The organism is Paenibacillus tritici (assembly GCF_013204885.1).
Lineage (GTDB): Bacteria > Bacillota > Bacilli > Paenibacillales > Paenibacillaceae > Paenibacillus_AQ > Paenibacillus_AQ tritici.
Genome location: NZ_JABMKX010000022.1, coordinates 36,150 through 59,313 on the forward strand (window position 1 = coordinate 36,150; position 23,164 = coordinate 59,313).

A 23,164-nucleotide genomic window follows, 5' to 3' on the forward strand; every position below is an offset into this window, starting at 1 on the left:
GTTCCCCTGCCTGTAGATTCCATTCCTTATCGGGTGGCCCCTTCGACGCGGTACTTCTTCTCCCATTCCGACACCTGGCTAGAGTCCAGCCTAATCAGCTTGGAGGGGGTGTACTCGTTGTACTGTCTCAGTTCACTGCTACCGCATACCCCTTGCAGCGCTTTGATTCTGCGCACCACTTCATCATCCGTACAAATCTCCGCCGACTCTTCCTCGGATACGACCTTAAGCATGGTTTCCTGCTTCACATGGGTTACCGTTCCATCGGCACCTGTGTAAGACAGCTCAACCTGAATGATATGCTCTCCGCAAGGGACCGGCTCCAGCGTGAAAATCTCAATGAATACATCTGTCACAGTCAACGTATTCCCGATGCTTATCACCCCGTCGCTGTCTTCATCTACACCACTCAGATTACGCGACCGGTGAAGTCCTGGCGGAAGAAGGAGTTGCAAGCGGGCATTCTGCACAGGCCCCGGCGGAACCATCTGAATCCAGAGATGATTCATCCCTTCTTCGTTCTCCATGGCAGATTTGGCATAGCGGACCTGGATCATATGTCTCCCTCCTCTTGAAGTAATCGGGTGACGGTCTCAATCATCTTTTCTTTCAGCACCGGTGAGATGCGCGGACTAACCGAGAGAATCACATCCTCACTGACAACATGCGTTTCGTTCCGCAGTAGCTGATCCGACTGGTACATCCGCAGATTCTCCCCAATTTTAACCAATTCCTCCATCGGCAGGCCCGCCAACTTCTCCTGCGCCGAGGCCAGCGTCTCACCACTCTTGGACAATACAAGTATGGCGCGTAAAAAATGCAGATGATTATCCGTGTAGACCCGCTTGTTACCGGCCAGCTCCAGAGGGGGAAGCATTCCAATCTGCGTATAATACCTGACCGTCCGCAGATTCATCTGCGGATCTTCATTCTGCAGCATCTCAGCCAATTGCTTCGCCGTGTACGTATTCATAGTACTCACCTTTCTTATTAAAACAAAAGTTACACTATACTGTATCGGTTACAGTGTAGTGTAACTTTTTGGCAATGTCAATAAGACACCGCTCACATTTTCATGGGATTTCTGCTCCCCGGCTGCCGCCCTCCCCGCTCTCCTTTATATGTTATAATGCCAAGAGGAATAGGGGAACTGCCTGTAAAAATTCATGTAACAGCAGCTTTCACGACTCGTCAAATCTTTATTCGCCGGGAATGAGGACCACAACAATGGATATACGAAAATTACAATACTTTATTGCGGTTGCGGAAGAGCTTCATTTCCATCGTGCCGCAGAGAAATTAAATATGACACAGCCTCCGTTGACCCAGCAGATTCAAGCTCTGGAACAAGAGCTGGGTGTGAAGCTGTTTGAACGGAACAAACGTCAAGTCCGCCTCACACCGGCGGGATCTGTTTTTTGGGAGGAAGCCACCCGGATCTTAGCTCAACTGGAGCGGTCTATTCAAACTGTACGACTGGCCAGCCAAGGCATCATTGGACATTTGAACATTGCATTCATCGGTTCAGCAGAGGGCGGAATCATGGTCGATGTGCTCAAAATATTCCGGCAAAGGTTCCCTCAAATACAGCTGAACCTGCTGGAGATGACTTCTGCCCAGCAATGGCAGGCGTTGCATGACGGTACTATCCATATTGGATTCATGCGCTTCATTGAGCCGGCCAAGAATATTAACCATTGCAGCTTGATCAACGAAACTCTGGTTGCCGTATTGCCTGATCAGCATCCCTTGGCTGAACTGCCGGTATTGCCCGTCTCCGCTTTGCGTGCCGAGCCTTTTATCTTCTTTCCGCGTAAGCACGGGCTTCCTTTTCATGATCTTATTATGGGTTTTTGCGCAGAACATGATGTTTACCCTCAGATTGTACAGGAAGCCGTACAAATGTATACCATTGTAAACCTTGTAGCAGCGAACCTCGGGGTTTCCATTGTCCCTTCTTCGGTTTCCGTGTTCCAGCGCAGCGGAGTCGTATTCAGACCCTTTGAAGACAAGGTGCCGCCTGTCCCCTTCTATGCTGCCTGGAGAACGGATACGAATCAGGCCATCATCTCTGCATTTGTAGAGATTTTACAAGATCATAATTTCAGGTAAAAGTGCGCGAACAGAGTGATTCAGCCGGTCTTCGCAGGATCACGTTCAACCAGTCCCTCCAGTACGCTGTCGATCTCACCCAGCAAATCAGGTCCAAGACGCACCCCTGAAGCCTTAACATTCTCTTGTACTTGCTCTGGTCTGGATGCCCCGATGATTGCAGACGACACCTGCGGATTCTGCAGCACCCAGGCGATGGCCAATTGCGGCAGCGTCAGCCCCGCTTCGTGTGCAAGCGAGGACAGCCGGGATACCGCCGTAAGAACCTCTGTATGCAGCCACTGCCCAGCCAATCGTTCAAAAAACGGAGAACCCGCCGAGGTCGAAGCGCGGGACCCCTGCGGAACAGGTTGATTCGGCAGATATTTCCCGGAAAGAATGCCTTGGGCCAGCGGTGACCAGACGACCTGCCCGATCCCTTCCCGCTCGGAAGCCTGGACCACCTCCGCTTCGATCACCCGCCATAACATCGAATATTGCGGCTGGCTAGCGACCAGAGGTACCTTCAGCTCCCGGGCCAAAACCGCTGCTTGTGTGATCTGTTCCGCCGTCCATTCGCTGATCCCCACATACAGAACTTTCCCTTGACGCACCAGATCTGAGAATGCCAGGAAGGTCTCCTCCAGCGATACCTTCTTGTCAAATCTATGGGCATAATAAACATCTATATAATCCGTCTGCAATCTTTTCAACGAGGAGTTACAAGCTTCCATGATATGCTTCCGGGATAATCCCCGGTCATTGGGGCCTGTTCCTGTAGGCTGATAGACCTTGGTACATAACTCGATGCTTTCCCGCCGCACTCCTGCTAAGACTTGCCCCAGCACCGTCTCCGCCTTCGTATCCGAATATACATCTGCGGTGTCGAATGTAGTAATTCCCGCATCCAATGCAGCATGGACACATGCTTTGGCCGTGTCATTATCCACTTGCGCCCCATGCGTAATCCAGTTTCCAAAAGCAATCTCACTAACCGATAAACCACTAGCTCCCAATTTCCGATATTCCATCTTCTTACCTCCTTTTAATAGCCATCTAAGCGTAACAAATCACTTTTAATAGGTGAAATATCTTTTAACGGGTATTTTGATATGAAAAAAATATCACAGAGCATTCACTGTGTTCTCATAGTTGAACCAGGCTCAACATGCAAAGACCCCTCCATTAAATTGGAGTGGCCTTCTTAGATTTATAGCGTAACTACTGTCTGCTCATACAACTCCCCGTCTACCCCATCCACAAAGGGCGTCCATTCCCCTGTCGAATACAGCTGCAACCGATGCATAGCCCGTGTACAAGCCGTATAAAAGAGCTTACGCTCACTCTCCCTGTGGTACGTCTGCGGAGAAGCGTCGTAGATCAACACGGCGTCGAATTCGACACCTTTGGCAAGATAGGCGGGAATTACCTGTATTCCTTTTTCAAAAGTTGGCGTATTCTTCGTAATCAGCCTCAGCTCCAGGGCGCCACCTTGGGCAGTCAGGCACTCGTAAGCTTCTCTACTCTCCTGAGCCGTCTTCGTAATCACAGCGATGGAGCTATAACCTTCAGCCTGAAGCTCCGCGAGATCTTTCACGATGCGCTCTGCTTTCAACTCATGATTGCCCAGCTTAGCCAACACCGGCTTCCGGCCCCTCCGCTCAAAAGCCACAATCGCCTCACCGCCGGGCAGAAGCCGCTTCGTAAACTCCACAATCTCAAAGGTCGAGCGGTAGCTGCGGACCAGCAGGAACTGGTTAGTCTCTTCTTCTCCATAGAGCTTTAGCAGCGGTGAGCTGCTTCCATACAGATTCGTCGCCTGCGTGAAGATCGCCTGGCCGAAGTCTCCCAGCACCGTCATGCGGGCACGCGGAAACAGCTTTTTGAGGAACTCATACTGGAACATGGAATAATCCTGACCTTCGTCCACGAAAATATGCCGCACCTGCGTATTCGTCCGCACACCCTCGATCAGCTCTTTTAAATACAAATACGGGGTCGCATCTTCATAAAAGAGTTCCTGCCCGCTCAGCTTTTCCTTCGTCTGCCGGCAGATCTCTGGCCACAGCTCCGGCACCTCCGCTTCCCCTGTCATCTCCCGGTAGGCTCGTTCATCAGTGAACAGCCCGCGGTATAACCCGTTCATGTCAATGAAGGTGAACTTCTTGATCCCCCGTCTCAGCGGTCTGAACTGCTCCTTCACAATCATCTCGCTCAGCAGCTCTTCCTCCCGTTCGGCGTAATCGAAGTCCCCTTCATCCAGTTGCCGCTTGTGCACCAGCATTTCCTGCAGACGGAGGTACTTCTCGGCAAAATCAAACACCCCTTGCTCTCTGTGCAGCTTACCGTGCACTTCAGCGTATTGGTCATTGTCGAGGTAATTCATCTCTTCCTCTACCCAGGCGGCTCCCTGCTCCTGCTTTTGCAGTCGGGTCAGCTCTTCGAGCAGCCATTTCTGCACCAGCGTAATCCGGTTAGGCAGACGAATCGAAGGATCATAGCTGTATAGCTTGCTCTTGATTTGCTCCCCCGAGATTAACACGCGGTCCCGGAAGCGAATGTCCTTGAACAGCATCCCCTCCAGCTTCAGCCACTGCGCATAACCCTGAAGTGCCCGGAGGAAGGCTTCCGACGCCTTATATCCGACTCCCTTGAGACGGGCTTCATAACCCTCTTCCTGCTGAGCGGTAAGCACGTATTCCATCTGGTCGAAGGAATCCTCTATCCGGTAATCCCGACCCAGCCACGTTTCCAGATATTCCTGAAAGGTCGTCTGCTGCATATTCTCTTCACCCAGCTCCGGAAGGACGGTAGACACATAGCTGTTGAACATCGGGTTAGGGGAGAATAATACAATCTGATCCGCCGTAAGCCGCTCCCGGTGTTTGTACAGCAGATAGGCTACGCGCTGGAGCGCTGCCGAGGTTTTGCCGCTGCCCGCCGCTCCCTGCACAATAAGCATCCGGCTGGTATCGTTACGGATAATCGCGTTCTGCTCCGCCTGAATCGTGGCCACAATGCTTTTCATTTGTGAATCTGCGCCTTTGCCTAGTACCTGCTGGAGCAGTTCATCTCCGATCGTAACGCTCGAATCGAACAAATGCTGGAGCTGACCGTCACGGATCTGGTACTGCCGCTTCAGCTCCATCGTTCCGCTAATCCGTCCTCCCGGTGTGTCGAAGGCTGCTTTTCCCGGCGGATAGTCATAATACAGGCTCGCAATGGGGGTCCGCCAGTCATAGACCACGAAGCTCAGACCATCCTCTTCGATGAAGGAAGACACTCCGATATAGACCTGCTCCACCGCCTTCTGACCCCCCTCGTGAAAATCAATCCGGCCAAAATAAGGCGACGGCAGCAGTCGCAGCATATTCTTCCATTGCCGCAGCTTCCGCGCATGACTGCGTTCCCGTTCAGACAGGACGGCGTCCTGCTGGGTAATCGTGAAGAAGCTCTCTTCGAAATCCTCCTCCGTACTCGTATTGACCGTAACCTCTTCCCAGAATCTGCGGCGGATGTCCGTGGCCTGGTCCTTCAGCTGGCCAACCTCCGGCTCCAGGCTTGCGATCCCCGATTTCAGCTTCTCTTTGACCTGCTCCAGCCACTCTTGCTCCTGCTCCCAGCTGCTTACCTTCTCCATTACCGGATCACTCCTCTTTCTTGAAATAGTCCCAAACAGGCGGGTTGACAAACCGGATGTCCCTTTGCTATAATTAAGATATAAATATGATGCGTTACCTACGATCTAATTTGTTGAAATAGTCAACAGTCTTATAACATTAGCATATTATTTCTTTGTATGCAATAATTTTTCGTACATAATTAGCCCTGGCGCTTGCGCCAGGGCTTTGTTATTCAGATGATAACCTGTCCTATTATACCGGTCTCTCGATCTCAAAAATCTCCCCGATCCCCGCATAGTTATTCCCGGCCAGCCGGCTTACCGCCCCTAATTGTACCGGATCAATTCTTCCCTGTTCATAGATCTCCTCATCAATATGAAACTGCACGATCCTGCCGATAATCAGATCATTATTAGGCAGCTCCAGGCAATGCTCCAACACACATTCCATCCGCACCTTCGCTTCCTTAATCCCCGGCACGACAATGTGCAGACTATCCACAGGCGTCAGTCCGGCTAGAGAAACCTCACTCTGATCCGGCGGCAGAGGAGCCGCAGTCATATTCACCTGCCCGACATTCTGCTGATCCACAATATGAACCACGAATTCCTTCGTATGCTTAATATTCCGCGCTGTATCCTTGGACTGGCCCGCACCAGTATGCTGGATGGAGACAGAGATCATCGGCGGGTTAGAGGATACGATATTGAAGTAGCTGAACGGCGCACCATTCAATACCCCCTCATCCCCCAGCGTGGTGACAAAAGCGATCGGCCGCGGAATAATCGTCCCGACCAGAAGCTTATAATTATCCCGCTCGGTGCCTTGCAGTGGATCAATCGAAATCATAATTGTGCCTCCTCTTTTCTGGATAAGCGTCATCCCATCCCCATTATCATGCACAAACGCCTGCCATTCAAGCTGCTCCTGACCATCGTGGAGATCCATAAAATTTGTTCTTGTTTTTGTCAATATTTGTGGTAAAATTTTACTTGTAAATAAATCCTTTTTATGTATTTTGTTGTTTGCGAGTCCGCTATTCATTTACGGCCAATCTAACTTGAAAGGGGTGGAAAAATGAAGCTGGCTTTTCCGATTCTCGTAGGACGGATTCTGATCGCCGGCGGTATCTTGACAGCGGGGATTCTCTTGGGAACGATTGCAGCAGAATCAACTATTGCTCTGACCGAGAAGTCCTCCAAAGCTGTGACTGTCTATCCGAAAAATGAGAACGGCGATACCTACGGTTCGGCATTCCATGCAAGTACAAATGAAGAGAAACCGGATTTGATTGAAGCGGTCGGCGAAGACGGTGTTACAGGTTATATCCGTAAAAAAGATCTGGATGGCGACATGCCAAAAACACCTGAAGAAGCAACCGCATTGATGAACAAGCAACAAGCGGAAGGCCCGAGGCAAATCCCCTTGTACGAAAAAGACGGCAAAACGGTGATCGGAACTTTTACGGCAGGCGAAACTAAACCCGTAGATACTAAGGAGGAATAATCCTATGTTCTCGAAAAAAATCAAGCAAGTTACAGGTGTGTTAATGGCGGGTTTTCTGATTGGCGTTACGGCTACTTTGGCATCGGCGGCTCCTTTAAGAGGTCCCTTTATAAATACACCGACCTACGTGGTAAACAATCAATACTACCGATACACCGCCTGGAGTGAGATTGATAGAACAGCCGCAAATAATATGAAAAGTCAAACGTACATCAACAACCAAGTTGAATGGGAAGCAGTTCCAGCAGGTTATATTGGTGCACAAACGGCTTTATACAAAGATGGAGCTTTAGTAGCCAGTTCTTCTCCATCTTATACTGATTTCCCAACCTACGCACACGTAGCAACTGAAATTAATACTTACGGATATGGTAATTACTCAGCTAAAGGAGTTGTATATGTATATAAAGGAAATGGATATGATAGTTTTATAACCAATCAAACTCCAGCCATGGCTGGTGGCTTTTAAGTTAGAACCAGATGATGTAAAAATTCAGCGCGTTGCTGGCCGTAGAGGGAAATGAACGAAGTTCTATCGACGAACAAGCCATTTTCCCACTAGGACAAGGGATGGCACATTCGTCGATTTTTTATGCTCATTATGCTAATCAATTTACTCCCCACGCATATTGTGCCTCCTGCCTTGCAGGAATACTGTTTATGTATGACGAAGGTTCAGTTCAAGAGGAGTGATTCAAATGATAATCCAAGCGGTTCTTTTTGATCTGGATGGAACACTGCTAGACCGTGACTCGTCACTATTAATGTTTGCCAGAGAGCAATACCATCGCTACTCCCCGTTGCAGATCGTTGATGAACATGCTTTTGTGGAGCGGTTCATTGAGCTTGATAATCATGGTTCCGTATGGAAGGATCAAGTATATCAGCAGCTCATCCATGAGTTCTCCATTCAAAATTTGGACTGGACGGCGCTTTTAGAGGATTACATAAGCAATTTCCACAAGCATTGTACAGGTTTTCCGAATTTGCTGAATATGCTTACCGCTTTGAAGAAACAAGATATTAAGCTGGCACTAGTCTCCAACGGTTACGGGCAATTTCAATATGATAATTTCAAGGCATTACATATCGCGCATCTATTCGATGAGGTGCTGATATCAGAATGGGAAAGGCTGCGGAAGCCTGACCCAGCGATTTTCATGCGTGCTCTAACTAAACTTGGAGTCTCTGCTGAGAATGCTCTCTTTGTAGGAGATCATCCTGATAACGATATACGGGCAAGCCGTAACGTTGGGATGAAGGCGGTTTGGAAACGAAATGATCCACGGGAAGCTATTACTGAAGCTGATGCTGTAATTGATGATTTAGGGGAATTAGTGAATGTAGTAAAGCTGTTTTCGGCCCGGGACTGAAACAATCCTGCTCATATTGCAACATTCTCCTCATTGTAAGGTCCATGATTAACAATTGTTGTACAAAAGTCAGCTTTCCGCCTCCACCAAGCCACTGAGCAGGATAATTCCTGCTTTTCTTACAACAATCCTCCTGAATACGCCTGTGTCTCTGAACCAGAGTTGCAATTTATGCAGTATTTCGTTGCTATAATCTACAGCGTTAACTTTAAATAACCTTTTTCTCGTAATAGCACAAGGTCAGCCTGTCGTTGATCACTTGCATCTCACCCGTTCTCCTGTAGCCCAGCTTCTCATACAAGTAGCAGTTCCTCTCTTCTTGCATGATAGTAGCCAGCCCCCAGACTGTAGCATCAGCATAGATTTGCTCAATCTGAGCGAACACCTGCTGGGCGATACCTTGGCCTTGATGTTCTGGCAGGATAAATATTTGCCCGAGCCAATATTCATGCTCTTCTTTCTTTTTGACTCTAATACTACCTGCTGCGATACCGGCATACCGGATGATGTAATAATCTACAGTAGGCTGATTGATCCGTTCCACCACTCTCTCCACAGTCTCATTGGCCGGGCTGGTCTCATAATCCTGATATTTCTCCAAGAGCGGCAGGAAGGCTTGGATCTGCATATCATGAATAACCGCCGCATCCTCCACTGTCGCTTTACTTAACGTAACCGTTGAAATCCCCATTGTATGTACCTCCAAATTCATCGAAAATATACATAATCCAAGTGTTCACCAGCAAGTCCTGCAATATGATTATTCTGTCTTCTATGCGATAGAGTAAATCCGATGCTCTCATACATCCGTCGGGCAGGGATCAGATCATCATTCGTGGTAACAATAATTTGCTGCACATCATTCTGGAGGATTCTATTGACCGCTTCTTGGAGCTGCATCGTACTGTAACCTTTGCCCTTGTATGCTGAAGCAATGCAATTGTGACCAATTTCCACATATCGGGGCATATTCCTCGGGTCCCATGAAACAAAGCCAATGGCCTTACCGTTAAGCGTTGTTATAAAACCATACTTATCCGCAATTTGCAGATGGTCAAAGAAAAAGCTGTCAAACGCCTGCCAATCCGTAATGCAGCTATGCTCATACCTGGTATCAAAGGAATAGGCATCTTTCAATAGCTCAACCAGTATTCCCCGCTCTAAGCTACTTACTTTCTTAAATTCAATATCCATGCGCCCTCCATATCTTCTTTGAATTCACTTACAAATATTATATTTAATCACACAATTCCACCATGACATATTGCATGTAAGTTTTGGACGCAAAAAGACGGTACTTCACTAACTCAGAAGCCCGCCTGTCTATACTTATTTCGCCTTCACCGGCTCCAGCAGGTTCAAATCATACAGATTGCCGCTGTTCTCTGGATGATCATTGCGGATATGCTCTTCCAGGCAAAGCCGGGTAGGGTCCGAAGTGTATTTCTTACTGTGTGATAATTGATTCATCAGGTTGTTCCAAGAGCCGCCAATGTCTTCATCGCTGTCAAGCTTGGCATAGAGTCCGCCGGGCAGCAGCATCTCCTGGAATGGCTCCGGTACAACGACCCCCTCAGGAATTGTCGCACACATTCCATAACCATAGGGCTTACCTGTACTACTTGGCATGGGCTTCATATTCCCGCCGAACAACCGCGCCGTACCCAAGAGAGTCGCAGACTTCAGCCAGTCCATTAAAGGTCCCATCGCTTTGTCTTCAGGAGAAACGTCTACCACGATATGAAAGGCAACCCTCATCGCAGGCAGTGTAATCACTTTGAATGTTGACCGCTCGGTTACATTACTCATAAATACATTCTCCATTTCGTTAAGCAGTTCCTCCAGGACAGAGGTCCTCTTATTGGTAATGTTCAGGTATTCAAGGGTATGAAGTAATTGCTGTTCAACCCGTTTCAAGCCTTTTTGGTGCACCTGTAGAGCCGCTATCCTGTTCTCAATGACCCGTATGAGTTCAAATACTGATTTTCTCTCCACGACAGGCTGTATTTCTTTGATCGGAATATCCATTCTCCGCAGCAGAGCCGTGATCCTGATACATTGAAGCGCATCCTCATCGTATGTGCGCCAACCCGACGATGAATCTCTGCCGCTATGAAATAGTCCCTCTGCTTCCCAGTGCCGCAACGTGCGGCTCGTCAGCCCCATTTGCTCTGACAATTGCTGTATGGTAACAACAGTCCTGTTCATTTCTACCTCCTCTCTTCGATCTCATAGCTATCGTATCACTTGACGCCGCGTCAAGTTCAAGGAGTAATCTCATAAACCTATATAATATAAAATTGACTTTCGCACGAATGTGTTGTAAAAATACAGTAATACAATATTATACAACTTTGCAATGACGAAGAGAGTACGCATAACGAATACTTCAGAGAGCTGATGGATGGTGCGAATCAGTGTAGGGACTATGCCGAAGTGGACTTCTGAGCATCCAAACCGAACCTTAGGAAGTAGGCTTTGGCGAAAGTCTCGTCGTTACAAGAGACGCGTATTCAGATATCCAGTGATATTTCGATACGTTTAAGCGGGTCCGATCCAATTTCGGGCTAATTAAGGTGGTACCACGGGGTTCTCTCGTCCTTTTCAGGATGAGAGGACCCCTTTTTGATTACATAGACGGAGGGATAAAATGAGTAATGAAATTGTGTTAACAGGAATTAAGCCTACAGGCAAAGTCCATCTGGGGAACTACATCGGAGCGATCAAACCCGCGCTGCAAATTGCCGGGACCAGTGATTGCACCTCTCTTTACTTCATCGCAGACTACCATGGATTAACCTTCATTCAGGATAGAGATGAGTTCAATACTTTGTCTTACAGCATTGCAGCTACATGGTTGGCTTTAGGACTCGACCCGGACCGGGTAATTTTTTATAGACAATCCGATGTGCCGGAAATCTTCGAGCTTAGCTGGATCTTGTCATGCCTAACCTCCAAAGGACTAATGAACCGCGCCCATGCCTACAAATCCATTCATGACAAAAATGAACAATTAGGCTTGGATTCAGATACCGGGGTCAATATGGGCCTCTACACCTATCCGATTCTGATGGCAGCGGATATTCTTCTGTTTCAATCAGACAAGGTCCCTGTCGGTAAAGACCAGATACAGCACGTGGAGATCGCCAGAGATATCGCCGAAGGCTTTAACAGGATTTATGGAGATACCTTCAAGCTGCCTGACTATATTGTCGATGAGAAAACAGCAGTTATTCCGGGTCTGGACGGAAGAAAAATGAGCAAAAGCTATAATAATACGATTCCGCTGTTTGAACCAGCAGAACACTTGAAGAAGCTCATCAACAAAATTAAAACGGACTCAACGCCTCCACAGGCACCAAAAAACCCGGATACCTCAAATATTTACTTACTGTACAAAGAGTTTGCGACTCCTGCCCAAGTACAGGATTTCAGGAACAAATATTTAAACGGTATCAGTTGGGGAGATGCCAAACAAGAACTGTTCCAGGTGGTAAATGCTTACCTGGAGGAGCCGCGTAAAAAATATAATAAATTGATGGTTGCGCCAGTGCAAATTGATGACATCCTAAATGAGGGTGCCCGGAAGGCAAGAGCCATAGCTGCACCTTTGCTTAAGAAGGTAAAATTAAAGATCGGACGTTACAATTAGATCAGACTTCTATCTCTAGTAGTGGCTGTTAGGATTACAGCCGCGCAAATAACCGCTCCCCGTGGGTCTGTATATATCTGTACATGCCAGCGCATACCGCTGCTATAATAACACCGTATATCAGCATAAGAAGATCGCCGTTCAGCTGTTCAATAAGTAGGAACAGCATGACGGGAACGGCCAGCGTGAGGACTCCGATAACCATGGAGACCAGCACCGCTGCGCTCTGCTTGATGACTGCAACTTCACTGGTCCATTCCAGCTTGGGCAGCTTCAGGTTCACAATTACGCCCAGCATGGCTGAATAACAGGCATAGATTACAGGGATCACAAGCAGGAGCAGACTTTCGGTCCATCCGGTCTCCAGCGTAACAACAAACAGCACCGAGCTTACGGCTATCACCGGCAACGTAATGGTGAGATTCACGGCAACCTTGCTGAGGATAATCACCTGCTTGGAGACGGGGGAGCTTGTCAATATCCACAGATGATTCCCTTCCAGCGAAATTGAGCTTGATGTGGTGCAGCTCAGTATGACGAACAAGGACACCACAAGCGGGCTGAACGTATTCAAATATTCCGACAACTGCGGAATGGCAAGGATGGTCCCAAGCTTCTCTGAGCTGACGAACAATAATGAAACCGACATTAATAAGAGCAGAACCATACCAACGCCTGTGTTCAGCACATAATTGGCGGAGCTGAAGTAGCGGCGCAGCTCTTTGAGATACAAGGCCTTGAACACAGAGCTCTCCTGCAAGGGCTTCATGGTGTACTTGCGGCCTGCACGGCTGGTCATCAGTCCCGTATGAATGGCTTTGTACCGGGTTGCCAGCACGGTGGAGAAGAGTACAAAGGCCAGTACAGAGACAGCGATGAAGAGAATTAATGCAGGAACCCGGTACGAACAGACTGCATCAACATAGACGGACGCCAGCGGATACAGCTTGAAGATCATTTTACCCAAGCCCTCTCCAACATCCGTGAGCTGCTGCTCCTCTCCGTTAATCATAAATGAGCCCAGCATGAGGGCAATCATGAAGACAAACGTGAAGAGAATGCTGAGCATCCGGCTCGCCCTGAACCGGGAAGAGACCCAGCTGATCAAGGAGCCCACAATCGTAGCCGCTATAATCGGCAGTAAGCTGATGAATAAGAGTGTCATTAGAAAAAACAGATAAAACAGTACACCCGGCTTCACAAGCAGCGCATATACAGCCCCCGCCGGAAGCATGACCAGCAGCGTGAAGAACAGGTTCATCACATAGAGCTGAAGCACACGGCTCGCCACCACATGGCTGGTCTTCACGGGAAGCGACATGATCATATCGTAGTCCTTATAGCTGAACAATACCCCGCTTGCCTTATAGACCGTAGTGAAGAATCCGACCAGCGAAGTGACCGTCATCATCACCGCCAGCAGCAGATCCAGCCGCCCGAGCTGTTCGAACGTCTTCGCCATCATGAGGCTGTAGCCGTAAGACACGAATCCTATCATGAGTATACCGGCGATCATCGCGATACTGAGCAGCAGCGCCTTCCGTCTCTCCGCAGGGTCTTTCGTATGCAGTGCTTTATTGAGGCCGAAGGAGGACAATAGCTGCAGCTTCGTTAACCTCCAGATATTAATCATTGTCAATCAGCTCCATGAATACGTCCTCCAGGCTGTGCTCGCCCCGTACCACTTCGGTTTTGCCGTGGGTAATCAGCCGTCCGTCCTTAATGATAGCGATCTTGTTGCAGAGCTTCTCTGCGGTATCCAGTACATGCGTGGAGAAGAAGATGGCGCTGCCCTTGCTGCACAAGTCCGTCATGATAGTCTTCAGCGTATGTGCTGCTTTGGGATCAAGCCCCACGAAGGGTTCGTCCAGCACCAAGAGCTTCGGCTCATGAATGAGCGCAGAGATGATAGCGAGCTTCTGCTTCATGCCGTGGGAATACGAGGAGATCATATCGCCAAGATTAGCCGTAATCTGAAAATCATCACTGTATTTGCCGATGAGCCGCTCCCGTTCCGCCTTGGAGACGTGAAAGAGATCACCGATGAAATTCAGGTATTGAATACCCGTAAGATGATCGTACAGATCGGGGTTATCCGGAATATAAGCAAGCTTCGCCTTGCAAGCCAGCGGATCTGCCTTCACAGAGATGCCGTCAATTTCAATCTCCCCTTCCTCAAAATCGAGTACGCCTACCACAGCGCGGATGGTCGTGGTTTTCCCCGCTCCGTTATGCCCGATGAAGCCATAGATGTCGCCCGGCTCGACTACCAGACTGAGGTCATCCACTGCCTTACGGCCGCCCTTATAGCTCTTCGTAAAATGTTGAATCCTTAGCATTTCCTCTCACCTCTTCCTTGGTGTTAGCAAATAACTATATTACGAATAGCACGCGCCAATCGTTCATTGTAATTAAATCCCAATTTCCCGCATTTTTGCAATGACTCTGTTCATCCGCTCCTCTATGTCTTGGCCGCTGAATCTCGGAAGACGCAGTTCATCGACAATACTACCGTCACACATGAACATAATCCGCTCCGTCTTCGCCGCAATGACGGCATCATGGGTGACCAGCATGACCGCTGTACCCTCTTCATTGATGTCAGACAGCAGCTCCATAATCTCCTGGGCAGCCTTCAAGTTCAGTGCGCCGGTCGGCTCATCCCCAAAAATAATCCGCGGACGGCTCATCAGCGCCCGGCAGATACCGGCCCGTTGAAGCTGCCCGCCTGAAGCCTGCGTGATATCCCGCTTCTCCAGCTCCGCAATCCCCACCCTCTGCATAAGCTGTCTCGCTTGCTCTGCAATCTCTGCGGCCTTGCGCCGGTTGCCGCGCATAGACGGCAGAATGATATTATCCAGGATGTTCAGATTCTTCATCAGCGTCGGCTGCTGAAACACGAAGCCCATTCCCGTCCGGCGGAGATCGGCAAGCTCATCGTCTTCCAGGGATGCCAAATCCTTGCCCTCAAAAGTAACAAGGCCCTCATCTATCCGGTCCATACCGCTTAGGGCGAACATCAGTGTGGACTTCCCTGAGCCTGAAGGTCCCATCACCGACACGAATTCGCCTTCGTGAATATCGACGGATACCCCGTCCAGCACCTTGCGCTGCTCCCCGCCGGTGCCGTATTGTTTGATTATATTTTCACCCGAAATAATCTTCTTCATCTGCATGATCTACTCCTTAATGTTCCCGGATATTTGGATTCGTCCGATTCCCGATGTGCCGATAATCGTGGCAATGAATACGGAGCCTGTCATGATCAGCGGACACAGCACATATGCCGAGAGCGGGTCCACCACGAACTTGAACGACGAAGCGCCGAACGAAGAGATAACTGCTCCTGCCAGAAGCTGCCCCAGGGTATTCGCCAGCAGGGTGCCCAGAACAACCCCGACGATGAGCACCACTACCGAACGCGCGTAATACTGCGCCGTCAGCTCCGAATTCCGGAAGCCAAGGGATTTCATGACGGCAATGGAATACCGGTCCTTGGCCACCAGCATACGCATAAACAGCAGCGTAATCAGCACATTGATCAGCAGCATCACCGCCATGGACGCCCATGCAGCCTTGCCTACTGAACTTATGGTAGAGCCGAAGGTCTGCGTCACATATTCATCAATTCCTGATACTTTGGCATAATTGAACAGTTCGGCATATTCGGTTACTTTGCTGCTGACCAGCGATGAATCTGCCAGCTCGGCATAGATAACGGACCACATCACCTCCGCTGAATTCACAGGGAATACGGCCTTGGCTGTTTTGCCGCCATTGGTCACATCCGAATAGATTCCGCTTACGGCAAGCGCTCTGGGTTCTCCGTCAACGAGGAGGGTAAGCGAGTCACCGGGCTTGGTGCGCAGTTCCTTGGCATTCACGGCGGAGAGCGCGATTTCATTCGCTGCTTCCGGTCTCCGCCCTTCCGAATAGGCTACCGGGAAAAAAGAATGATCGCCGAACTCCACCTTCAGCCGCTCCTCGGTTCCATCCTCCAGCTTCACCTTAAGCGCCCGGGTGGTAAGCACCGCATGGCGGAAGATCATCACATCGCTCTCCATCACCTGCGCAATAGCTGTCGTCTTCTCCTCAATATTGCCGGTCTGCTGGATATCCAGGCGCAGATCACTGTCTCCGATGCCCATATAGGTAATGAAGCTCGGGGAGGATATCGTAGTGTAGAGATTCTGGGGAACAATCATAATGAAGGAAGAGATTACGAGAACAGCAAGCATCGTTGCGTATAGACCCTTCCTGGATAAGACATCCTTCAGGCCAAGATACACATTCGTGTTCAGCAGCCGGTTGCCGCTTAATGTCAGCCTTCCGGAGCCCGCAGGCTTCTCCTGCGCGGTGCCGAAGCGGATGGCCTCTACCGCAGAGATCCAGCGGAAACGCTTCAGCACCCTGTTCACATAAGCAACAATCGTAAGGAATACGAGCAGTACGCCAAGGATTCCACAGGCCAAGGCCAGTGCAGGATTCCCGCTTTCGCCCATGTATAGCCTGATATTGTCAAGCAGCAGGCCCTTGAAGACGAACGATAACGCCAAGCCGAGGATGCTGCCCAGAGCGGCAACTGCTGCGTATTTTGCCAGATACAACCTTTTCAGATCTGAGACACGTAAGCCGATCGCCTTCATGACACCAATCTCACGGTAATCGCTCTCCATGGTCGCCAGAAGGGTAAACCGGATACACAGGAAGGCGACAATAACGACAAGCACGCTCGCCATGAGAATAACGGCAATCATCAGCCCGTCAGAGATCGCATTCAGCACCCTGAACAAGGGGTAGGTGATCACCGGGCCGTTGCCTTCAAGCCCCGCTGCGGTATATTCTGTCTCGAAGGCTCCAAGCGAGGATAAGTCCTTGAGTCTGAATTCAATCAGATACTCCGTGCTGCCGGAATGCTGAATCTCCGCATAATCCCCCGGGCTGATGAGGAATCTCTTCGACGAGGCGAGCAGCGAATTCATCTGGGAATCCCGCAGGAATCCTGCTACACTGAAGCTCTTGTCTCCAACCCTTACGGTACTCCCGGTCTTCGCCGAGCCATCCTTCATGTAGGTGACCGGAACATAAATCTCGCCGTCCTGTACCGTAATCACCTTCCCGTCCAGATCCAGCAGATAATCAAAGGCCCCGCTTTGCGTGCTGAAGCCGTTATCCTGAACGCTGTCGGCCAGCGATTGGCCGTCGATGACAATCTGCGCGTTTTCCACATTGAGGAAATCGAGTACCTGAAATTCTTCAACCTTGCGGTTCTGCTCCGCGAACGCCGTCAATCGCGTCTTATCCAGCTGCCCTGAATGCATCTGCAGGAAATGCGGCGTCTTGGCCTGCGTCATGAGCGTATCAATCGCCCCGGTCAGATTAACGATCAGGATAGCCGACAGCGAGACAAGCATTGCTGCGGCAGCGACGAATAACATCGTAGTTAATGTGGTTGCTTTGCTTTTGCGGATATCATTCCGGATTATTCGGTAGTACATACTTCACCTCTGCTCTCCAGGCTTCTTATAGACTTAAGCTGATAGATTATTACGGAAGCGGCGCTTAACAGCAGCCCGGCGATGATAATGAGGAATCCCATCCCCCGGCCGCTGCCGGTGCCGATTATTCTGCCGACACTGTCCGCAAGCACCCCGCCTGTCACCAGGAGTGGCGTAAATACGTAATCTGCCAGCACTCCCGCCAGCATATAGGCCACAACGAATCCAAGCTGGGAGAGCAGTCCAATCAGTGACCAGGCTCTGCCCTGCACGGAATTGTCAATATTGGTGCGGACCAGATAATCGAGGGCCGTGTTCGTGAAGGGCAGCATGGCGAAGAACAGGAACCCCGCAACTCCAATCAGCACAATATTCTCACGCAGTCCGAACGCCGCAATACTGAGTCCTGAGGCAAACAGCGACACCGACAGCATGGTGACAAAATTCTTCTGTAGCCGCAGCATCCCTATAATCACACTCGACACAAGCATCCCCGAAGCCATAACGGTCTCCAGCGTCCCCAAGACAGCAGTGCTGGAGAACGCCAGAATCATCGGCATCGACAGTGTCTCAATGAACCCGATGAAGAAGGTCATGACTGAGGTCATAATCACAAGGACAAGCACCCCCCGTTTACCGGAAACGGCTCTCCAGCCTTCTTTGAATTCACGGATAAAAGCCTGCGCCTGCTCCGCCTTCTTGGAAGCCAGTCCGCTGCGTACAGCAAGCGTTGTCGGAACCGTAATGGCAAAGGTGCAGATGTCGATAATCAGCAGCAGCTTCACATCCGACACGGCGAGCAGCAGCCCGGCAATGACGGGTGAGATCAGGTACTTGGCGGACCCGGCGATCTGAACGAAACCGCTTGCCTTCGTGTACTGCTCCTCGGTGAGCAGATCAGTAACGGTAGCCTTGTAGGCGGGATCAAGCAGCGAGGAGAATACCGAGCTAACGGTCACCCCCACGCAGACCTGCCAGAGCTGTGCTTCCCCGCTGAGCAGGCAGACCAGAATATAGATCAGTCCTGTGGCAGAGAGACTGTCGCCCAGCACCATCAGCAGCCTGCGGTCATAGCGGTCCGCTAGCACGCCCGCGACCGGACTCAGCAACAGCGAGGGCATGAACGCCAGCAGCGTAACCAGAGCCATCGCCGATGCCTGCCCGGTCTGCTGCAGGATATAAATGCCCAGCCCGAACGAGGTAAGCCCGCTGCCAACTGCTGAGATTAGCTGTCCTGACCACAGAAACAGAAATCTGCCGAATCCTGTATCTGCTCTACTCATCGCCGGAACCCCCTTCCGCTCCCTCCGCGCTGCCGAATATCTGCATCACACTCATCAGACTTCCGTTCTCGGCCCCGAGCAGTCTTTCCAGGTTGGCGATAAACGCCAGGATGCGCGACATCCGCTGGTCATCCGTCAACTCAACCATATCATTGTCAAAAATGGTGTTCGCATAGATCACCACCATCTCCATACATTCATACGGATACTGTGTATTGAACAATCCCTGCCGGATGCCCTCGCTGATGATAGGAGCCAGAATCGGCGGAACGCCGCTGATGATCGCCTTTTGAATCTTCTGGTGCATAAGCGCATTCTGCGGCTTGTGAATATGCTCCATTATTTCCGTGCCGCCGCCGCTTCCACTGTTTATATTCAGCGCCATGACCACCCGGAGAATCCGGTCGATTACGGGGATGCTCTGATCATTAGCGATATGCTGCGCTTCCCCGAGAATATTGACATTCGTCCGTTCGATCAGCGCATCCATAATATCCTCCTTCGATTTGAAGTGATAATACAGCGTTCCCCGGGCTATGCCCACCTTGCCCAGAATATCGCCCGTGCTGGTCCCGTCGAAGCCCTTCTGGCTGAAAAGCTCCTCTGCTGCATCCAGAATTTCATTTCTGCGGGCTTCCGCTTCTTTTACAATTCTCATCGTCTATTCTCCTTATAGTGTAGCTGTAATTAGTCGAAACGTAGTTGGTGTGTGTTGAAACGTAGTTAGTCGTTGCTGGAACGTTAGTGCGTTGGCGCCGGGACGTAGTGCGTTGGTGCCGGGACGTAGTGCGTTGGTGCCAGAACGTAGTGCATTGGTGCCGGGACGTAGTACGTTGGTGCCAGAACGTAGTGCGTTGGCGCCCGAACGTAGTGCGTTGGCGCCCGAACGGAGTGCGTTGGCGCCGGAACGTAGTGCGTTGGCGCCGGAACGTAGTGCGTTGGCGCCGGAACGTAGTGCGTTGGCGCCGGAACGTAGTGCGTTGGTGCAATCTGTGGTGTTCTGCAGTACTCCGCCTGTATCAAGTACCTATTTATCTATCTATATACCGACCGACTGTCTGTCGGTAAGTGATAATAGCATATCATGATCGTGTGGAATTGTCTTGTTATTTCTGGAATGCGGGCGAACCGGCAGTGGGCTCTGACTCCGCAATCAGCAGTTGGATAAACGTATCTTATTGGGGACGTTTTTGAGCGTCTGAGGTGATTAGTTGTATAAACGTCATTTAATTTCCTGCATTTCCACTACTCTGATTATTTTACAGCTTATTAAGTGTTGTTTTTCCAACTGCTTCCTTTCAATCTCTCTTTTGCTCATAAACAAGTGCTGAAAATCCAACTATTTCCGGCTACAGGTGCAGCCAGTGCGAGCATTGCAGCTAGTGCAACCAGCGCACCCAGTACAATATGCGCAGCCAGTTCGGCTAGTGCAGTCAGTGCGAGCATTGCAGCCAGCTAGGACAGTGTCGCCGGTGCGGCCAGCACAGCCAGTACAGCCAGTTCGAGCTTTGCAGCTAGTGCAACCAGTGCAGCCAGTGCAGCCACAGGTGCACCAAACCTGTGGCCACGCTGCTCCCAGCTTCTAATCTCGCTGCTTAGGCGTTTTCCACACTTTTAGGTAGCAGCATATGAACAGCATAAAGGAATATCAATTCCATTCACTGTTGTAACTGTCCCGTTGATTAACACTCGTTCCCTACTTAAACGGTCACTCCCTATTCACCCCATACAATCAACGGCTCACCCCTGGGGTGGTGACCAGAATTTTGCTGGCAAGAGCAATAAGCTGCGCCCTTTCCTCCCCGGTAAGACCTTCGGTTACCAGCGTTATCTGACGCTCAATCTGCTCGCCGACCTCATGGATGATCTTCCAGCCTGCCGGGGTCGCCCTCACATTGAACCCCCGCCGGTCACTCTGTGAAACGGTACGTTCAACCAGCCCGCGGCGCTGCGCCCGGTCCACAAGTCCCGTAATACTGGATTTGTCGAGGCCCAGATGCTTGGCCAGCTGAAGCATACTCGGCTCGCGGTCGCGCAGTATCCCTAGCAGACGGATCTGAATGATCGACAGATCATGCTGCGTTCCTATTTTGGCAAGGATGTTCTGAATAACAAAAGAAAGCTGTACAAGGCTGTCGACCATCGACAGTTCCTCCAGTTTATCAAATGAATCATCGTAATTGCTCATTGGCTTCACTCCGGACTTTATTGTAGTTCAGACCTGTTTGCAACTATTGTACCACAGCAGCCATTGACTTTGTACGTGGAACAAACTATATTGTTTGTATTACAAACTTTTTAGTTTGTTCCACAAACAAAAAAAACGCCCGATCGGGCAAATGGAGGCCTATTTATGTACGCTGCTGTTGTACGATCATTCGATTCAAGTCCGAAATACGAAGAAGTTGAATCCCCGGTGCCCTCGGGAGAACATGAAGCTCTGGTGGATGTGCTTGCTGCCGGTTTACATCTCCGGGTACGGGCACAAGCCAACGGCTCCCACTACACCAGTACCGATGAGCTGCCGCTCATCCCCGGTATTGACGGAGTGGGACGGCTCCCGGACGGCAAGCTGGTCTATTTTGTCGCAACAGATACGGCTCTAGGGACGTTTGCAGACCAGACTATCGTTGATCTTCGCCGCGCTGTACCTCTGCCTGCATATGCCGACCCTGTGCTTATCGCCGCCGCGATGAATCCGGCCATGTCCGCCTGGGTGACTCTGCGCCGCAGGGTTCAGGCTAAGCCCGGGTTCAAGGTTCTTATTCTGGGAGCGACCGGCAATTCCGGACAGATGGCTGTCCAGATTGCCAAGCTGATGGGAGCCAGTCAGATTATCGCCGCCGGACGGAACCCGGAACGCCTTCGTTCACTTACCCAGCTTGGTGCTGATGTAACCTTATCGCTTGCAGGAGATCCCGCAGCCGTTGCCCGGAACCTTGGCGAAGCCGCAGCCGACGCTGATATTGTGCTCGATTATCTGTGGGGAGAACCTGCCGCGCAAGCCATGCTCCCGATATTGACCCGCCGGTCCGACCGCAGCCGGCTGTTGACCTGGATTCAGATCGGTTCCGTTGCCGGTGCGGACGCCCCAATTCCTTCCGCCGCCCTCCGCTCTGCCAACTTCCAGATTATCGGCAGCGGTCAGGGGTCTGTCACTCCGGCCGGTTATCTGGCAGAATTCCCGGCGTTGATCCAGGCGGTTGCAGACGGCAAGCTAACTGCGAACCCTGTTGTTTATCCGCTATCCCGGATTGAAGAAGTATGGAAGACTCCGGCCGACAGTCAGCAGCGTATCGTCTTCGTGCCGCATAATAAGTAAACCCCGGGGCCCCTCCAAGCAAGCTATATCCGGCTATTGTCAAGCTTTGCCATCATGATTGTAACTTCTCTTCTTGTTAAATCTGGAAAGCGAATGATAAACTTAGCAGGGCATCCCGCTTAAGGAATCATACTAACGCTTCACAGGACAGGAGGCCGAAGAGCAATTGGCGATCTATTTGGTAAGACACGGCAAAGATGACGAAGGATACCGCGGCGGATGGAGTCAGCGGGGGCTAATGACCCAGGGTTACAGACAAGCCGAGAAGTTGGGCCGTTATCTGAAAGAGAACCAGACCTTATTCAATATAAAACGTATAATCACCAGCGATCTGCAGCGGGCTCTGGACACAGCCGGTGAGCTGGCAAGAGAACTGGAGTTACCCCTGCAGCGCAGTATGGACTGGAGAGAAATGAACAACGGCGTGATCGCCGGTATGCCGAACGAAATTGTAAATGAACGGTACCCCGGCTTATATTTCTCCGGCTTGCGGATGGACGAGCGTTACCCCGGCGGCGAGAGCCCGCTGGAATTCTTCAACCGGATTCAGAAAGCATTCACCCGGCTCTGTGCAGAAGAAGCGGGCAGCTCTCCCGAAGATAACCTGGTCATTGTTACGCATGGCGGAGTCATTAATATCATTTATCACATGATCAGAGAATTAGAATGGAACAACCGCGGAAGTAAATTTCCGGCTTCCTATACCAGCCTGCACAGAGTCGAGCTTCAGAACGGGAAGTGGAGGCTCACGCTGGAGAACTATACAGTGTAGCTGTAGTAACATATTTTGCCGCCCGGAATCATAAGTTGCGTAAG

The 23,164-nt window shown here is 50.5% G+C and carries 23 protein-coding genes and 1 other annotated feature; of the genes, 7 read left to right on the forward strand and 16 right to left on the reverse strand.

Annotation, left to right across the window (positions count from 1 at the left end):
* Window positions 1-26: 26 nt before the first annotated feature.
* Both HQN87_RS28070 and HQN87_RS28075 read right to left on the reverse strand, forming a co-directional pair.
* Complete coding sequence (locus HQN87_RS28070) at window positions 27-557, reverse strand: hypothetical protein (RefSeq protein WP_173140035.1); 531 nt, start codon at window positions 555-557, stop codon at window positions 27-29.
* A complete protein-coding gene (locus HQN87_RS28075) occupies window positions 554-973 on the reverse strand; it encodes a MerR family transcriptional regulator (protein WP_173140037.1) in 420 nt (139 codons plus the stop codon). The genes HQN87_RS28070 and HQN87_RS28075 overlap by 4 nt, the downstream gene beginning before the upstream one ends.
* A gap of 254 nt (window positions 974-1,227) precedes the next feature.
* Between HQN87_RS28075 and HQN87_RS28080 the strand changes: the two genes are divergently transcribed.
* Entirely contained in the window at window positions 1,228-2,112 is an 885-nt protein-coding gene (locus tag HQN87_RS28080; RefSeq protein WP_173140039.1) for a LysR substrate-binding domain-containing protein, read from the forward strand.
* Window positions 2,113-2,132: 20 nt separating this feature from the next.
* Here HQN87_RS28080 and HQN87_RS28085 read toward each other — a convergent pair whose 3' ends face one another.
* The 3 genes from HQN87_RS28085 to HQN87_RS28095 form a co-directional block, all read right to left on the reverse strand.
* Window positions 2,133-3,122: an aldo/keto reductase family protein gene (locus HQN87_RS28085; protein ID WP_173140041.1), complete on the reverse strand. Its 990-nt coding sequence runs from the start codon at window positions 3,120-3,122 to the stop codon at window positions 2,133-2,135.
* A gap of 179 nt (window positions 3,123-3,301) precedes the next feature.
* On the reverse strand, window positions 3,302-5,731 hold the full coding sequence (helD, locus tag HQN87_RS28090) for an RNA polymerase recycling motor HelD (RefSeq protein ID WP_173140043.1): 2,430 nt from the start codon (window positions 5,729-5,731) through the stop codon (window positions 3,302-3,304).
* 235 nt (window positions 5,732-5,966) lie between these two features.
* Window positions 5,967-6,563 carry a flavin reductase family protein gene (locus HQN87_RS28095; protein ID WP_173140045.1) on the reverse strand — a complete coding sequence of 199 codons (597 nt, stop codon included), beginning with the start codon at window positions 6,561-6,563 and terminating at the stop codon, window positions 5,967-5,969.
* 228 nt (window positions 6,564-6,791) lie between these two features.
* Here HQN87_RS28095 and HQN87_RS28100 point away from each other — a divergent pair, with 228 nt between their 5' ends.
* The 3 genes from HQN87_RS28100 to HQN87_RS28110 all read left to right on the forward strand — a co-directional run bounded on the left by HQN87_RS28100 (window position 6,792) and on the right by HQN87_RS28110 (window position 8,593).
* Window positions 6,792-7,220 carry a peptidase M56 BlaR1 gene (locus tag HQN87_RS28100; RefSeq protein ID WP_173140047.1) on the forward strand — a complete coding sequence of 143 codons (429 nt, stop codon included), beginning with the start codon at window positions 6,792-6,794 and terminating at the stop codon, window positions 7,218-7,220.
* A gap of 4 nt (window positions 7,221-7,224) precedes the next feature.
* Window positions 7,225-7,689: a hypothetical protein gene (locus tag HQN87_RS28105; RefSeq protein WP_173140049.1), complete on the forward strand. Its 465-nt coding sequence runs from the start codon at window positions 7,225-7,227 to the stop codon at window positions 7,687-7,689.
* 229 nt (window positions 7,690-7,918) lie between these two features.
* Window positions 7,919-8,593 (forward strand): HAD family hydrolase, encoded by a 675-nt coding sequence (locus HQN87_RS28110; RefSeq protein WP_173140051.1) that lies wholly within the window; start codon window positions 7,919-7,921, stop codon window positions 8,591-8,593.
* A 208-nt stretch (window positions 8,594-8,801) separates the two neighbouring features.
* On the opposite strand, the gene HQN87_RS28115 is transcribed toward HQN87_RS28110, so the two are convergent.
* The 3 genes from HQN87_RS28115 to HQN87_RS28125 form a co-directional block, all read right to left on the reverse strand.
* Window positions 8,802-9,284, reverse strand: a complete 483-nt coding sequence (locus HQN87_RS28115) for a GNAT family N-acetyltransferase (protein ID WP_173140053.1) — start codon at window positions 9,282-9,284, stop codon at window positions 8,802-8,804.
* A gap of 17 nt (window positions 9,285-9,301) precedes the next feature.
* Window positions 9,302-9,787, reverse strand: coding sequence for a GNAT family N-acetyltransferase (locus tag HQN87_RS28120; protein WP_173140055.1), 486 nt, complete (start codon window positions 9,785-9,787; stop codon window positions 9,302-9,304).
* A gap of 135 nt (window positions 9,788-9,922) precedes the next feature.
* Window positions 9,923-10,801, reverse strand: a complete 879-nt coding sequence (locus HQN87_RS28125) for a MerR family transcriptional regulator (RefSeq protein ID WP_173140057.1) — start codon at window positions 10,799-10,801, stop codon at window positions 9,923-9,925.
* 142 nt (window positions 10,802-10,943) lie between these two features.
* Window positions 10,944-11,199, forward strand: a binding site (T-box leader).
* 44 nt (window positions 11,200-11,243) lie between these two features.
* Here HQN87_RS28125 and HQN87_RS28130 point away from each other — a divergent pair.
* The gene (locus HQN87_RS28130; RefSeq protein WP_173140059.1) at window positions 11,244-12,245 is read left to right on the forward strand and encodes a tryptophan--tRNA ligase; all 1,002 of its coding nucleotides are present in this window, start codon (window positions 11,244-11,246) and stop codon (window positions 12,243-12,245) included.
* A gap of 34 nt (window positions 12,246-12,279) precedes the next feature.
* On the opposite strand, the gene HQN87_RS28135 is transcribed toward HQN87_RS28130, so the two are convergent.
* The 8 genes from HQN87_RS28135 to HQN87_RS28170 form a co-directional block, all read right to left on the reverse strand.
* Complete coding sequence (locus tag HQN87_RS28135; protein WP_173140061.1) at window positions 12,280-13,878, reverse strand: permease-like membrane multi-spanning protein; 1,599 nt, start codon at window positions 13,876-13,878, stop codon at window positions 12,280-12,282.
* Window positions 13,871-14,584, reverse strand: a complete 714-nt coding sequence (locus tag HQN87_RS28140; protein ID WP_173140063.1) for an ABC transporter ATP-binding protein — start codon at window positions 14,582-14,584, stop codon at window positions 13,871-13,873. The genes HQN87_RS28135 and HQN87_RS28140 overlap by 8 nt, the downstream gene beginning before the upstream one ends.
* A gap of 72 nt (window positions 14,585-14,656) precedes the next feature.
* Window positions 14,657-15,415 (reverse strand): ABC transporter ATP-binding protein, encoded by a 759-nt coding sequence (locus HQN87_RS28145; protein WP_173140065.1) that lies wholly within the window; start codon window positions 15,413-15,415, stop codon window positions 14,657-14,659.
* Between the two features lie 9 nt (window positions 15,416-15,424).
* Window positions 15,425-17,743 (reverse strand): ABC transporter permease, encoded by a 2,319-nt coding sequence (locus tag HQN87_RS28150; protein WP_173140067.1) that lies wholly within the window; start codon window positions 17,741-17,743, stop codon window positions 15,425-15,427.
* Complete coding sequence (locus HQN87_RS28155; protein ID WP_173140069.1) at window positions 17,728-19,026, reverse strand: MFS transporter; 1,299 nt, start codon at window positions 19,024-19,026, stop codon at window positions 17,728-17,730. The genes HQN87_RS28150 and HQN87_RS28155 overlap by 16 nt, the downstream gene beginning before the upstream one ends.
* Window positions 19,019-19,684 carry a TetR/AcrR family transcriptional regulator gene (locus HQN87_RS28160; protein WP_173140071.1) on the reverse strand — a complete coding sequence of 222 codons (666 nt, stop codon included), beginning with the start codon at window positions 19,682-19,684 and terminating at the stop codon, window positions 19,019-19,021. The genes HQN87_RS28155 and HQN87_RS28160 overlap by 8 nt, the downstream gene beginning before the upstream one ends.
* A 12-nt stretch (window positions 19,685-19,696) precedes the next feature.
* Window positions 19,697-20,032: a hypothetical protein gene (locus HQN87_RS33130; protein ID WP_173140145.1), complete on the reverse strand. Its 336-nt coding sequence runs from the start codon at window positions 20,030-20,032 to the stop codon at window positions 19,697-19,699.
* Window positions 20,033-20,758: 726 nt separating this feature from the next.
* On the reverse strand, window positions 20,759-21,214 hold the full coding sequence (locus tag HQN87_RS28170) for a MarR family winged helix-turn-helix transcriptional regulator (protein ID WP_173140073.1): 456 nt from the start codon (window positions 21,212-21,214) through the stop codon (window positions 20,759-20,761).
* A 165-nt stretch (window positions 21,215-21,379) separates the two neighbouring features.
* Between HQN87_RS28170 and HQN87_RS28175 the strand changes: the two genes are divergently transcribed.
* Entirely contained in the window at window positions 21,380-22,348 is a 969-nt protein-coding gene (locus HQN87_RS28175) for a quinone oxidoreductase family protein (RefSeq protein ID WP_173140075.1), read from the forward strand.
* A gap of 166 nt (window positions 22,349-22,514) precedes the next feature.
* Window positions 22,515-23,120 (forward strand): histidine phosphatase family protein, encoded by a 606-nt coding sequence (locus HQN87_RS28180; RefSeq protein ID WP_173140077.1) that lies wholly within the window; start codon window positions 22,515-22,517, stop codon window positions 23,118-23,120.
* Window positions 23,121-23,164 lie beyond the last annotated feature (44 nt).

Excerpts from the sequence above, each read along its gene's own strand:
- HQN87_RS28070 (WP_173140035.1), bottom strand. The coding sequence starts at position 557 with ATGATCCAGGTCCGCTATGCCAAATCTGCCATGGAGAACGAAGAAGGG.
- HQN87_RS28075 (WP_173140037.1), bottom strand. The coding sequence starts at position 973 with ATGAATACGTACACGGCGAAGCAATTGGCTGAGATGCTGCAGAATGAA.
- HQN87_RS28080 (WP_173140039.1), top strand. The coding sequence starts at position 1,228 with ATGGATATACGAAAATTACAATACTTTATTGCGGTTGCGGAAGAGCTT.
- HQN87_RS28085 (WP_173140041.1), bottom strand. The coding sequence starts at position 3,122 with ATGGAATATCGGAAATTGGGAGCTAGTGGTTTATCGGTTAGTGAGATT.
- helD (WP_173140043.1), bottom strand. The coding sequence starts at position 5,731 with ATGGAGAAGGTAAGCAGCTGGGAGCAGGAGCAAGAGTGGCTGGAGCAG.
- HQN87_RS28095 (WP_173140045.1), bottom strand. The coding sequence starts at position 6,563 with ATGATTTCGATTGATCCACTGCAAGGCACCGAGCGGGATAATTATAAG.
- HQN87_RS28100 (WP_173140047.1), top strand. The coding sequence starts at position 6,792 with ATGAAGCTGGCTTTTCCGATTCTCGTAGGACGGATTCTGATCGCCGGC.
- HQN87_RS28105 (WP_173140049.1), top strand. The coding sequence starts at position 7,225 with ATGTTCTCGAAAAAAATCAAGCAAGTTACAGGTGTGTTAATGGCGGGT.
- HQN87_RS28110 (WP_173140051.1), top strand. The coding sequence starts at position 7,919 with ATGATAATCCAAGCGGTTCTTTTTGATCTGGATGGAACACTGCTAGAC.
- HQN87_RS28115 (WP_173140053.1), bottom strand. The coding sequence starts at position 9,284 with ATGGGGATTTCAACGGTTACGTTAAGTAAAGCGACAGTGGAGGATGCG.
- HQN87_RS28120 (WP_173140055.1), bottom strand. The coding sequence starts at position 9,787 with ATGGATATTGAATTTAAGAAAGTAAGTAGCTTAGAGCGGGGAATACTG.
- HQN87_RS28125 (WP_173140057.1), bottom strand. The coding sequence starts at position 10,801 with ATGAACAGGACTGTTGTTACCATACAGCAATTGTCAGAGCAAATGGGG.
- HQN87_RS28130 (WP_173140059.1), top strand. The coding sequence starts at position 11,244 with ATGAGTAATGAAATTGTGTTAACAGGAATTAAGCCTACAGGCAAAGTC.
- HQN87_RS28135 (WP_173140061.1), bottom strand. The coding sequence starts at position 13,878 with ATGATTAATATCTGGAGGTTAACGAAGCTGCAGCTATTGTCCTCCTTC.
- HQN87_RS28140 (WP_173140063.1), bottom strand. The coding sequence starts at position 14,584 with ATGCTAAGGATTCAACATTTTACGAAGAGCTATAAGGGCGGCCGTAAG.
- HQN87_RS28145 (WP_173140065.1), bottom strand. The coding sequence starts at position 15,415 with ATGAAGAAGATTATTTCGGGTGAAAATATAATCAAACAATACGGCACC.
- HQN87_RS28150 (WP_173140067.1), bottom strand. The coding sequence starts at position 17,743 with ATGTACTACCGAATAATCCGGAATGATATCCGCAAAAGCAAAGCAACC.
- HQN87_RS28155 (WP_173140069.1), bottom strand. The coding sequence starts at position 19,026 with ATGAGTAGAGCAGATACAGGATTCGGCAGATTTCTGTTTCTGTGGTCA.
- HQN87_RS28160 (WP_173140071.1), bottom strand. The coding sequence starts at position 19,684 with ATGAGAATTGTAAAAGAAGCGGAAGCCCGCAGAAATGAAATTCTGGAT.
- HQN87_RS28170 (WP_173140073.1), bottom strand. The coding sequence starts at position 21,214 with ATGAGCAATTACGATGATTCATTTGATAAACTGGAGGAACTGTCGATG.
- HQN87_RS28175 (WP_173140075.1), top strand. The coding sequence starts at position 21,380 with ATGTACGCTGCTGTTGTACGATCATTCGATTCAAGTCCGAAATACGAA.